At 46.7% G+C, this 11,896-nt stretch carries 11 protein-coding genes; 8 read left to right on the forward strand and 3 right to left on the reverse strand.

Translation table 11 applies throughout. From position 1 onward, the window contains the following. Window positions 1-41 precede the first annotated feature (41 nt). From MHB43_RS13335 to MHB43_RS13345, 3 genes are all read right to left on the reverse strand, one after another. Window positions 42-1,601 (reverse strand): response regulator, encoded by a 1,560-nt coding sequence (locus MHB43_RS13335; protein WP_405132099.1) that lies wholly within the window; start codon window positions 1,599-1,601, stop codon window positions 42-44. Next, a complete protein-coding gene (locus tag MHB43_RS13340; RefSeq protein ID WP_221824985.1) occupies window positions 1,573-3,390 on the reverse strand; it encodes a sensor histidine kinase in 1,818 nt (605 codons plus the stop codon). The genes MHB43_RS13335 and MHB43_RS13340 overlap by 29 nt, the downstream gene beginning before the upstream one ends. Before the next feature lie 119 nt (window positions 3,391-3,509). Continuing rightward, window positions 3,510-4,799 (reverse strand): Gfo/Idh/MocA family oxidoreductase, encoded by a 1,290-nt coding sequence (locus MHB43_RS13345; RefSeq protein WP_221824983.1) that lies wholly within the window; start codon window positions 4,797-4,799, stop codon window positions 3,510-3,512. A gap of 127 nt (window positions 4,800-4,926) precedes the next feature. Between MHB43_RS13345 and MHB43_RS13350 the strand changes: the two genes are divergently transcribed. From MHB43_RS13350 to MHB43_RS13385, 8 genes are all read left to right on the forward strand, one after another. Further along, window positions 4,927-5,829 (forward strand): AraC family transcriptional regulator, encoded by a 903-nt coding sequence (locus tag MHB43_RS13350; RefSeq protein WP_221824981.1) that lies wholly within the window; start codon window positions 4,927-4,929, stop codon window positions 5,827-5,829. Beyond that, entirely contained in the window at window positions 5,826-6,272 is a 447-nt protein-coding gene (locus MHB43_RS13355) for a RidA family protein (RefSeq protein ID WP_221824978.1), read from the forward strand. The genes MHB43_RS13350 and MHB43_RS13355 overlap by 4 nt, the downstream gene beginning before the upstream one ends. 8 nt (window positions 6,273-6,280) lie before the next feature. Beyond that, window positions 6,281-6,871 (forward strand): GNAT family N-acetyltransferase, encoded by a 591-nt coding sequence (locus MHB43_RS13360; RefSeq protein WP_221824975.1) that lies wholly within the window; start codon window positions 6,281-6,283, stop codon window positions 6,869-6,871. Between the two features lie 13 nt (window positions 6,872-6,884). Beyond that, complete coding sequence (locus tag MHB43_RS13365; protein WP_221824972.1) at window positions 6,885-7,697, forward strand: aminoglycoside phosphotransferase family protein; 813 nt, start codon at window positions 6,885-6,887, stop codon at window positions 7,695-7,697. Between the two features lie 280 nt (window positions 7,698-7,977). Then, entirely contained in the window at window positions 7,978-10,200 is a 2,223-nt protein-coding gene (locus MHB43_RS13370) for a class I SAM-dependent methyltransferase (protein WP_221824970.1), read from the forward strand. Beyond that, window positions 10,197-10,775: a histidine phosphatase family protein gene (locus MHB43_RS13375; protein WP_405132100.1), complete on the forward strand. Its 579-nt coding sequence runs from the start codon at window positions 10,197-10,199 to the stop codon at window positions 10,773-10,775. Before MHB43_RS13370 ends, MHB43_RS13375 begins: the two co-directional genes overlap by 4 nt. Before the next feature lie 61 nt (window positions 10,776-10,836). Then, complete coding sequence (locus MHB43_RS13380) at window positions 10,837-11,499, forward strand: PolC-type DNA polymerase III (protein WP_221824968.1); 663 nt, start codon at window positions 10,837-10,839, stop codon at window positions 11,497-11,499. 22 nt (window positions 11,500-11,521) lie between these two features. Continuing rightward, window positions 11,522-11,896: a hypothetical protein gene (locus MHB43_RS13385; RefSeq protein WP_221824966.1), complete on the forward strand. Its 375-nt coding sequence runs from the start codon at window positions 11,522-11,524 to the stop codon at window positions 11,894-11,896.

Here is an 11,896-nt window from a genome sequence, read left to right on the forward strand (position 1 = left end):
TGGTAACCACATCATACCGGGGAAGGGGAGCCGCTTGAATCTCATTTCTTCGGATCATGACTATCGATTTTTTCGGAATGCTGCAAACGATAGTCTGAAGGACTCATGTTGAACATTCTTTTGAATTTCGAGCTGAAATAACTTGGTGAACTGAAACCGGTCAGTTCTGTAATATCCCACACGGTTAATTGGGTTTCCTTCAGCAGTTGCAAGGCGTGTTTCATCCGAACGTCCGTCACATATTGAATAAAAGAGGTACCTGCGCCTTCCTTAAACAATTCGGAGAAATAGGTAGGATAATAGTTAAATCGTCCAGCGAGTAACGTCAACGTTAGCTCCTGCATGTAGTTCTCCTCAATATATCGCTTGGCTAACTCTATAACCGTCCCATCCCCATCTTCCGAGGGGAGTTGTTGACCCAGGAAGTCTTGAGCCCATTGCATTAATAAGCGTTCTGCTTGATCTGGCGTCTTTAGCCACAGTATCCATTCCGGGGCCATAGGAAAATCCATCAACAATGAAATTTGAAAAATACTTCGTGTCATTCGGGAGGGAGAAAGCTGGAATGCCTCGTGAAGTTCCTTGCGGATGATGCTGCGGAAAGAGTCCAATTCCCCTCGAATGAGGCAACGATGCAGCTTGCGTGTCGTTTCTTCAGGTAGTAATGGACTATGGTCTGTTCCTGCTTGAGGATTTGGACCGCTGCCAGCCCGTTCAGCTGAATTCCATGCCAGAAGGGAATGGATATAACCTTCTTTCCAGTGCTCAAGCCCAGATACAGAAAGTCCCACCCCAATCTTGAGTTCCAAGCAAAAAACGGATGTCATGTGTCCCGTGAGCTGTGGGATAAATTCGTGCTGCATACCGTCTTGTACCATGAAATGCATGATCCCTCCGTGTGCCGAATCATGAAAAACCTGGACATGTTCTGAATTAGACTGGGCGATTTCGTAACATACCATTTCGAAAGGAAGATGCATCTGCTCGTGTAATCGATCTTTTCGAATATCCTGCTTGTTCGAGTGACTTATACTGGCGGTGATAAAACAGACCTTCTGATCCTGCCATGATTCGAGATGGAATAATCTGAGCCGTTCTGGCATGGAGGAAGGCGGTAGGCGATTGCCTTTGACGAGATCAAGAAGGAAACGTTCCTTCATTTCGCGGTAATACTGAGAGAGTCGCCATTGCAGAAATTCGGAATCACCTCGAACTTTACGTTGTTCATCCAGATCCGCTTTGATTTTGCCTAAGGTGGCTTTCAGTTCATCCCGGGTTACAGGTTTCAGTAAATAATCCATCACCTGGCTGCGAACACCCGCTCTGGCATATTGAAAATCCTCATAACCCGTGATAATGATAATCTGAATGGAAGGGTTATAACTGCGGCAGGCATCAAGTAATCGCACGCCATCCATGACAGGCATGTTCATATCGGTAATCAGCAAGTCAAAATGTTCAGATTTCATAAGTTCATCCGCTTCGATCCCATTAGAGGCTTCTCCTGTTATGACAAAACCCATGCCATGCCAATCGATTTTCAATTTCAAGCCTTCGCGAACTTCGATCTCGTCATCTGCGATTAATACGTTGTACATCATATTCCTCCTGTACGGGTAGAATCAGTTCAATACATGCGCCTCCGCGCTCATCATTCTCCATATGGACCGTGAACAAGCCACCATAATGCAGACGGCAACGAGCAATGACATTGCCCAGTCCAATATGCCAGCCTTCATTATGCAATATGGATTCCAATGAGGAGGGAGCAACCGGATGTTGCAACTTTTGGATGATTTCTGCTGGAATACCCGGTCCGTTGTCTGAAACACTGATATGCAGACGATCATACATCCGGTTGATCCGTATCCGTACCTGAGCTGTTGTCTGATGCTGGAAGCTGTATTTCACTGCATTTTCAATAAGTGGTTGAAGAATAAACTTGATGATGACCAAGGTGTTCAGTGTGCCTTCCGTCGTTATCGAAATGTTGAGCTTATGTCCGAAACGGGTCTGCAAAATGGAGATATAACGCTGTACATAATCTAGCTCTTCGGTTAGGCGAACACGGTCGTCATTGGTGTTGATAGAAAAGCGCATCATTTTACCCAAATCCTCAATGACCTGAACCGTATCATCCGTTCTACGCTGAATGGCAAGGCTGCTCACCAACTCCAGGGTATTAAACATAAAATGTGGATTAATCTGTATGAGAAGTGCTTTGTACTCTGCTTGCTGGCGAAGAAGTTTCAGTTCAAATTCATTCTGGATATGCTGGCGCAGCTGGCTGATCATATAACGGAAAGTGAAGATCACATAACTGATCTCACTTTTTACATTTTTATCTGGAGGGAGAAGTGAATCCGCTTGGTCAAAAGCACCTCGTTGAACCTGTCTCATCGCCAGTACCAGTCTGGTCAAAGGTTTGGTTACGCCATGAGATAGCCATGCAGCAGCCAAGAGGGAGACCAGTATCAGGGCAATCGTCACGACCACAATCGTGCTTTGGAGCTTATGGAGAGAGAGGTACATTTCCTTTTCGGGGGCCAGACCCGCCAACATCCAGCCGGTACGTCCCAGTTTCTTGAATACAAGGATGTCTCTCTGTCCTTCCTGGTTCGTGAGGTATGTTACACCGGATTTGAGCGGGCTGTTTCGAATACGATCGATCTCTGCGGTAGCTATAGCACCTAACGCGTCTACCTGCTGTGAAAGAATGGGATTTCCTTGCTCGCCCAGTAGAAAAATAGTGCTATTCTCCGCAAGATGTATGCGCCGGAGCGGTTCCAGAAAATAAGATTCACTGACATTCACCTTCATGACATTCTGCGCTGTAGCATGATGAAAGGTGCCAATGGGCATCAGCAGACTGACCACCGGATTACCATGATCTCTGACACGTTCCTGTTGATCAGTGTGTGCAGGTAACCAGCGTTCTCCCAACGTGTAGAAATTCGTATACCAGGATTCTTGTACAAAGGCAGGGTCATAGACTACCTGATTCTCGATGCCAATTCGCAGTCCATTCCGTCGATAGATGGATACATCCGAGATGCTGGTGTAACTGTTGGTTGCCTGAGTGAGAAAACGGCTCATCGCAAGGTTGGCCAGCATCTTTTCTCCTTCGGGAAGGTTCGGATCACCGATCGCATTATCCCAGTTTTTGCCCATATCACTATTGAAAACAAGAGAGGCGACATCATAGATCTGCATCTGCACCATGTCTACGTATGAACCGTATTCCTCCATTTTCTCAAGAGCAGAGGATTCGATGTAAGAGCGGATGACCGTGCGTGATTCCTTGAAGAGCAGGTAGGAGAGTGTGCCAAAAGCGAGGACAAACAGGACAACGATAAAGGCAATCAGGCGGTTTTTTAAAGAGAAGAACATAGATTTCCTCCTTCTAACGAGTCGACTTTCGTGCAAATTAATTATAAAAATATAAAAAAGACTGCGTAACATGCGCAGCCTTTAAATGAAATTAATAATGTAGTGCAGGCCTGGGAGACTTAGAAACGAACCAGATTATTGACGTTGACAGGCAAGCCCGTGGCGATAGCGCGATTGGCCGCAATACCCGTCAGAATGGATCTGGCACCGTCCACGTGGTTAGCTGCACGATGGAACGGATCTTCTACAGGCTCTCCAAACAGATCGTTCAGCAGAACCGGGTCACCTCCGCCATGTCCACCTGCTTTCTCTTCCACTTCAACCTTATATGGCGCATCAAACATTGGAAGAACCCGTAACGTTTTACCGATCAAAGCACCTTCTTTACTTTTGTCACCCAATGAATTGACATAGGATTGCTCCACAATGTTCATTTCAATCCGGCCTTTGGTGCCATTAATGGCAATGCGGTAACCTTCCCATGGCTGGTAGGCAACGAGGGAGTAGGTCAGAATGGCTTTGTTCCGATACTTCACCAGAACACCCATCGTATCCTCAATGTTGATGCCATCCCCAAATACGCTTTGATCCCGCTGATAACCATCTTCTGATTCAGCATCCAGATACATGGACTTCATATGAGCATCCGAATCCAGATGAAGTGCAAAAGGATCTTCTTTTGCGATCGGATTGCCAGTTGCCCGATTGTAGAACTGCGTTACACCGCGTTCTTCTGCGTTTTCTCTGCCGTAATACATGAGATCACCAAATGCAAACACGGTGTCCGGCTGTGAGCCGATCCAGAAATTCACCAAGTCGAAGTGATGGGTAGATTTATGCACGAGCAGTCCGCCGCTATTACGCTTGTCCCGATGCCAACGGCGGAAATAGTCTGCCCCGTGGCGGGTATTCAGCAGCCACTCGAAGTGAACGGAAGTGACTTTTCCAATGGTATCATTTTGAATAAGTTCCCGAATCTTAGTATGGTGCGGTGCATAACGGTAGTTAAAGGTGACCCTTACATTCTGGCCAGTTCGCTTGACAGCATCCAGAATATCCTGACATTTCTCCTCATCGATCGTCATTGGTTTCTCGGTGACAACGTCACAACCCAGTTCCATCGCGCGAATGATGTACTTGTGATGGGTACGGTCAACGCTCGTTACGATGACATAGTCAGGCTTCTCGTTCTCAATCATCTGATCAAACTGATCTGCAGGATAAGTAGGTACCTCGGGATAATTGTATTTTTCCTTCAACAGTTGATTCGCGTAATTCATACGGACTTGATTTATATCACAAAAGCCGACAAGCTCGGAAGTATCCCTGTAATCCCGGGTTAAAGCACCATAAAAAAATTCGGCGCGGCCGCCGGTTCCAACTAATACATAACGTTTCTTGTTACTCATGTCTATCGCCTCCTTGAATATAGCTCTAGACTATAACAAGGGAGTACTTCTTTCGCCGCATTTTATGCGTAACCGCTTTCAAATGCCGCATATTTTGCTATAATTTATGGAAAGGAGAGAGGGAGACATGACAGAACCTTTTCGTGCGGATTTTCATGATCCTACGGATTTGCTGCACATCGAATATGATCGTCGCATTGGATATTTCTCGATGACGGATGACCATCTGCATGATCATTATGAGTTGTATTACCTGTTGTCTGGCGAGCGTATTTATTTCATTAAGGACCGAACCTATCGGGTAAAGGCTGGCGACCTAGTGTTTGTTGACCGAAATACGGTTCACAAGACATTGGAGAGCGGCATGCCTGACCATGAGCGGATGGTGCTGTATATGAAGCCTGAGCTTTTTGAAGCCATAGCTATTTCCGCAGAGTTAGTTGAAGGATTGAAGGAACCCTTTTGCTGGGAGATTCCTATTGTAAGGTTTCCATCTCAAGTCACTGAGGTTCTGGAACGGATGGTTAGCGAAATGGTGGATGAAATGCTTCGTCCTCAACCTGGAAGCAACCTGTTGCTTCGTCACCGGGCTATTGAATTGTTGCTGCATGCCTATCGTAATCAACACCTGGGCAGGTTAAGCTCCGATGATCGTGAGCCGGTTCTTCACCCCAAGACACAGGCAGTTGTACGTCACCTGAATGAGAACTATCAGAAACCACTGACATTACCGGAGGTGGCGAGCATGTTTCGCATTAGTCCGCATTATCTGAGTCGATTGTTCAAACAAACGACGGGCTTTACCTTCAGTGATTATCTGAATCTGTTACGGGTGAAGGAAGCACAGCGTTTGCTGCGAGAAAGTGAAGAATCCATTACGGACATCGCCTGGCTTGCGGGATTCAGTAACTTCTCTCATTTTGGCAAGATGTTCAAGCGTACCGTTCAGGTATCACCAAGAGTCTATAGGCAGGAATACAATGAATCGGGTTCCGTGAGGACCTTAAAAGAGGGAGAGAATGTACGATGATTGAAGCGAGATTAAATGAACTGGGGATTATTTTACCACAGGCCAGCGCCCCCGCAGCGAAATATGCCAATGCCGTTATTGTGAATGGAATCATGTATGTATCCGGGAAAGGGCCTGATACCTCCGAACGCGGTAAAGTTGGAGCAGACTTCACAACAGAACAGGGATATGAATTTGCCCGGAACGCTGGACTGGAGGTACTCGCTGTCGTTCGAGACGTGCTGGGTTCACTGGATCGGGTGAAGAGAGTGGTTAAAGTGCAGGGGTTTATCAATGCGTCCGCTTCGTATCAGGAGCATCATAAAGTGCTGAATGGATTCTCGGATCTGATGATGGAGGTATTTGGGGATCAGGGGGTACACGCTCGTTCCGTATTCGGTGCAGTGTCCGTAAGGGATAATTTTCCGCTGATCATTGATTCCATATTTCAGGTAGAGGAGTAAGTATAACGATGACCGAATCGTCTTCATTTAATCCAATTATGTTAACGATACCCGAGAGCTTCCATACGGAACGCCTCACAATTCGAGCACCGAAGTGGGGGGACGGTGCGGCTGTTAATGAAGCCGTCCGTGAGAGTGCGGAGCAGCTGCGGTTGTGGTTACCTTTTGCCAAGAAAATTCCTTCATTGGAAGAGTCAGAAGTCACTGTTCGCAAAGCAAGACTGCAATATCTGGAACGTACCGACATGATGTTACATTTGCGTGATAGACATACGGATGAATTCGTAGGCAGCAGCGGGTTACATCGCATCGACTGGAATGCACGCTGTTTTGAGATCGGTTACTGGATTCGAACATCGCGAGCTGGTGAGGGTTTGATGACAGAAGCGGTGAAAGGGATAGAGAATTTTGCCATTACTCATCTGGAGGCGAACCGGCTGGAGATCCGCTGTGATGCCCGCAATGTGCGAAGTGCCAAAGTAGCCGAACGAGCGGGTTATACGCTGGAAGGTATACTGCGCAAGATGCGGCGTGACAGCACAGGTACGCTGGTTGATTGTATGGTTTTCTCCAAAGTCAGAGGCAGTGAGTTCGAGTAAAGGGAGGGTAGATATGGAGCGAATTGGTCAGGGAAGAACTGCGGAAATCTATGCCTATTCGAACGAGCACATTATGAAGTTATATCGAATGGATTTTCCTCACGAAGCGGTTCAAAATGAATTTAGAATAAGTGAGCTGGCATACAAAAAAGGACTACCCGTCCCGCAGGCAGTATCCTTGATAGAACATACTACGTCGCGTGCTGGCATTGTTTTTGAGCGAATCCAAGGGATTACCCTGTTATCACTTATCATTCAGCAACCGGAGTTCCTAGAGCAGCTGGCGTTTAAAATGGCTGACTGCCATTACAGACTTCATTGTGAGCGAGATGATGAAGGGACACTCCCCTTACAGAAGCAGATTTTATCGGGAGCGATCCGCAATGTTCGATTATTGTCGGAGGACGATCAAGCGCGAGTCCTTTCTTACTTAACAACATTGCCTGATAGACAGCAGATCTGTCATGGCGATTTTCACCCTGATAATGTTATGCTCAGTGAGGCTGGCGATCAATACCGGGTCATTGATTGGATGACTGGAATGTCCGGTGATCCTGCGGGTGATGTGGCTCGAAGCTGGGTAATATTAATGAGTGCCACATTGCCGGAAGATACAGATCCTGCTATACGAATGGGGTTTGAAACGGCTCGTGAATCGCTGGTCAAATATTACATCCATCATTATATGCAACTTTCCGGGATTACACGTGTAGCAATAGAGTCCTGGATGCTGCCAGTTGCCGCCGCGCGTCTTGACGAGGATCTGCCTGCTCAAGAGGTGGAACAGCTGCTCAAGTTTGTTCAGGAACGAATTCGTCTGTTATAAAAGTTGAATTACATATTATTTACACTGACACTACGATGACAGAATAACCTTTCAATCGCTGTTATCCCCAGATTTTTTTGATTCCCTTTTCCGAAGGGGAAAATCCGGGGATAAAGGCGAAGCATATGCTTCCGAAGCAGCTTTCTTGCAGAAAGCTTTTAGCTTCGCTTTTTCAGGTTTTTTCTGTCCTCTCCGTTATCGTGTTAATGATTAGTTCAACATCTATAGACGAATCTAATGATTTTATATATAAGGGTAGAGAAAGAGAGGGGACATATTAATGCTGCATTCATTAAAGGCCATACAATCATACAAGTCAGGAAACACGCCGGAAGCCCAGCCATTATGGCTGCAACTGCTGGCAGCAGCAGAGAAGCCCCATATTAACCTCGAACGCATTCATTCCATTGCCGAACTTGAGGGAACAAATCCGGTGCTGGACTACACAGAGCGTACACTTCACGTGCTGGAGGAGCTTCAGGTTTCTTTTTGGGTGCGAGAAATTATGGAGGACGTATTAATCTGGTCAGAGACGGCGAAGGCCGGATCATTGGAGCAGCGGCGGGTATGGCAAAAGCAGGGCGTTAACTTGTTTGTACATAATGTGGGGTCCGCTCAGTTATATGATCTATACGCAGGGGCAGACCACCTGGATAATGACATCGGTAAGAGCAGGGAGACGAGTTTAAATCAACTTGGATCTCCGGGCGATGCCTTAAGTAAAAATGCGGATATAAACGAGCATGATGCGCTGAATTCACACACACCAAGGCATGAGGTTATTCGTACTCTAATTGCTACGCATGGACTTATTGGTCAATACATACGCGGCGAGATTCCATTTGCCGAGAATGCTTCGCTCCACGCCTTGATCGTCAAAGGATGGCTTACTACAGATGAGTTGCACACCATACTGATGGCACTAAATGAGTGCATTATCGCAGGTGTTGATCGAGCGTTATGGAATCAGGTTCAGGCTGAGGTACAGCGAATTGTAGGCTGGATTATCGCTGGACCGGATCATGAGGACTGGAACGTGAAGGAACGGTTATCCCGCTTAAGAAGTTCATCCATTCGGCAGGGAGAGGCAATGGATACGGCGTACGCCAAACTCCAAACCGAACTGGATGTAGAACAGGCGTTGGCTCCGCTGGCTCATCGTACTCTGTGGTATGTGGAGTCGGCCATGCAGGATTTTTCGTTGCAAGAGATGGTGAAAGTGTTCCTGTTGACGCTTCGCAGCGATAGCATGCATCCCGCATGCATGGAGAGTCGATCTGAAATCGTTCGCCATATCAGCTTCGAACCATTGATGAATACGATGTATTACGATTACAAAGGCGTCAAGAAGCTCAATATTTACAAGAAACGAATGATTGAAAAATATTTGGAACAGTATGCGTGGGAACAGATTACGGCAGGGGAGCAGATCGTCTATCCCCATCTAACACATCGCATTGAGCGTCATGCGGATCTGCCGGATACACTGTTTGTGACCTTTGAATTTTCTCCAGCGGCGGAGAAGCTGATTGCATTCTGTATTGAAGCAGAAAAGTCACCGTTATACGAGAAGGCTGTACTGCTGTTATTTGACCTGTTCGGATTGCGCCGGGATGCCTATGACCGCTTCCACAACGAAGAAACGTATTTGTCCGATATGAACAGCTCCGGTGATTATAAAAAAGTACTGCTCGACTATATCGTTGGTAAACGGGTACTGGATATCGGTCCAGGTGGAGGAATTCTGCTGGATCTGATTGAGCAGGAAAAACCGGAAGTGGAGCCGATTGGTATCGATATCTCAGCCAATGTCATTGAAGCGCTGGAGCGCAAAAAACAGCGTGAGGGACATCGCTGGCAAGTGATGAAAGGCGATGCCCTGCAACTGGAGCAATATGTGCAGCCAGGCACAGTGGATACGGTTATTTTTTCATCCATTCTGCATGAATTATATTCATATATTGAACTGGACGGTCGAAGATTTAATTCCGATACGGTTGTAGCAGCGCTGAGAAGTTCATTCCGTGTGCTGTCACCTGGAGGAAGAATTCTGATTCGGGATGGGATCATGAGTGAACCGGAGGCACAGAAGCGCCGGATTCGTTTCCTGGAAGAGGATGGGATGCGCTGGCTGGAGCGGTATGCAGAGGATTTTCAGGGACGTGCAATTGAATATGAGCGGATCTCAGACGATGAGGTCGTATTGCCGATTAACGATGCGATGGAATTTCTTTACACGTATACGTGGGGTGAAGAGGCATACGTGCATGAAATTCAGGAGCAGTTCGGTATATTCACGCCGACAGCCTATGAGAGCTGTATTCGAGAAGCGCTGGGTGAACAAGCCGAAATTATTACTCTCCGACATTTCCTTCAAGAGGGGTACACGGAAGCACTCGGAGAACGAATGATCTTCATGAAGGAAAATGGTGAACCTGCGCCTTTGCCAGACAGTACCTGCCTGATTGTCATTGAGAAGAAAAAAGGGTTGGCGGATGGATGATGAGTGAGGCCAGTACGTTTTTGTATTTTGTCAGACATGCGGAGTCTCGATATGTTGAAGGACAGGAACGCGAGCGTGGACTCACAGAGCAAGGTCATCTAGATGCAGGAACGGTTGCCAGTCTGCTCCATGGGGAGCAGATTCAACTGTTCTATTCTAGCCCTTACAGGCGAGCGGTGGATACGATTCAGATTCTGGCAGATCGGTCAGGTGGAATTGTGGTGACAGAGGAAGATCTGCGTGAACGCCAGTTGTCGAGTTCAGATGTGAAGCATGATAATTTTCGTGAAGCCAAGCAGCGGTTGTACCGTAATCCTACGTATGCGTATCCAGGTGGGGAGTCTGGTGAACAGGCTCGCTCAAGGGCAGTAGCGGTGATCGAGAAAATTTTGGATACACATGTGGGTCACAAGGTAGTCATTGGAACCCATGGAGATGTCATGACGCTTATTTTACAACATTATGATTCTTCCTACGGGTATGATTTCTGGGAGAAGACTACGATGCCGGATATCTATAAGTTGCAGTTTGATGGAACGCGCAAGTTGGTCCAGGTCACCCGATTGTGGGAGTGACAGAGTTATATATGAGGAATGCATTAGCCAGAATGATAGTGGGGAGGAGTGACTTGGACGGATGAAAATTACGCTGTTGCCTGATACATACTTTATTGAAAATCTAATCGTATCTTCATTACAGGATAGAATGTACTGCATATTTGATCTCGAAGGGACGGGCATTAATCCCGTGGTGGAGAGTGTGACTCAATTTGGTGGGATGCACTACCAAAGAGGTCAACGGTGTAACACAACATTTTCTTCACTTGCACGTGCAAACAAACCTATACCAGAAGCTGTGGCAAAATTAACAGGCATTTCGAATGAGGATATGATAGAGGCTCCATCGTTCGTAGAAACATTTCAGGAATTTCTGAAATTTATTGGGGATAATGTGCTTGTAACACAAGCAGGATATGAGTATGACCTACCCATCTTGAAGCGGCATTGTGATGAGTATGGGCTTCCGATGTTGACTAACCCGGTACTCGATACAAAAGCGATGTTCACCTACATTCATCCTGAGATTAATGAGGTCGTCTCTACGGATTTTTTGATTCGGTATTACGATCTGAATACGGATGGAATACACAGGCACAATGCTTTGGCAGATTGTGGTGTGATTGCTCGTATCTTTGAAAGTATCCTTAGCGAATACGAGGAACTTCAATTGGATCATTTTACAGCTGATTCTAATCGAATGATGAAGCGGTTTGTTATACCTGAGATGTATCTGACATGATGATGAACTGGAGGGGAGATCAATGAGCAAAGCAGACGTGGAGAAGCTACTGGGGGATCTTAACGAGGGGCGGATTCTGACCCAGCAGACATTCGAAGGATTGGATGTGGAAATTTACCTGGATAAAAGGGATGCCTCTGCATTTGCTGACGAGTGGATGCAAGCTTTTGAACGATGGGCTCAAGATACCGCGGTGGCTGAAGAAGAGGTGCTTCGCGCATGCAGGGAACAGGCGTTCAAACAGACCTTGGCTCTCACCGGCGAACCTGAGTTAGCGGGGTATGTAAGTGATGATATGGGTTTAATTGGTGCTGCATTGTTACAGAGTACGGCGAACGATTCCTTTGTGGAGAAGCTGTTGGAAAGTTATCGTCAAGGCAGGTTGCCCCTGCGATAA

Source organism: Paenibacillus sp. FSL H8-0317 (assembly GCF_045040685.1).
GTDB lineage: Bacteria > Bacillota > Bacilli > Paenibacillales > Paenibacillaceae > Paenibacillus.

Excerpts from the sequence above, each read along its gene's own strand:
- MHB43_RS13375 (WP_405132100.1), top strand. The coding sequence starts at position 10,197 with ATGATGAGTGAGGCCAGTACGTTTTTGTATTTTGTCAGACATGCGGAG.
- MHB43_RS13355 (WP_221824978.1), top strand. The coding sequence starts at position 5,826 with ATGATTGAAGCGAGATTAAATGAACTGGGGATTATTTTACCACAGGCC.
- MHB43_RS13350 (WP_221824981.1), top strand. The coding sequence starts at position 4,927 with ATGACAGAACCTTTTCGTGCGGATTTTCATGATCCTACGGATTTGCTG.
- MHB43_RS13360 (WP_221824975.1), top strand. The coding sequence starts at position 6,281 with ATGACCGAATCGTCTTCATTTAATCCAATTATGTTAACGATACCCGAG.
- MHB43_RS13370 (WP_221824970.1), top strand. The coding sequence starts at position 7,978 with ATGCTGCATTCATTAAAGGCCATACAATCATACAAGTCAGGAAACACG.
- MHB43_RS13345 (WP_221824983.1), bottom strand. The coding sequence starts at position 4,799 with ATGAGTAACAAGAAACGTTATGTATTAGTTGGAACCGGCGGCCGCGCC.
- MHB43_RS13365 (WP_221824972.1), top strand. The coding sequence starts at position 6,885 with ATGGAGCGAATTGGTCAGGGAAGAACTGCGGAAATCTATGCCTATTCG.
- MHB43_RS13340 (WP_221824985.1), bottom strand. The coding sequence starts at position 3,390 with ATGTTCTTCTCTTTAAAAAACCGCCTGATTGCCTTTATCGTTGTCCTG.
- MHB43_RS13385 (WP_221824966.1), top strand. The coding sequence starts at position 11,522 with ATGAGCAAAGCAGACGTGGAGAAGCTACTGGGGGATCTTAACGAGGGG.
- MHB43_RS13335 (WP_405132099.1), bottom strand. The coding sequence starts at position 1,601 with ATGATGTACAACGTATTAATCGCAGATGACGAGATCGAAGTTCGCGAA.
- MHB43_RS13380 (WP_221824968.1), top strand. The coding sequence starts at position 10,837 with ATGAAAATTACGCTGTTGCCTGATACATACTTTATTGAAAATCTAATC.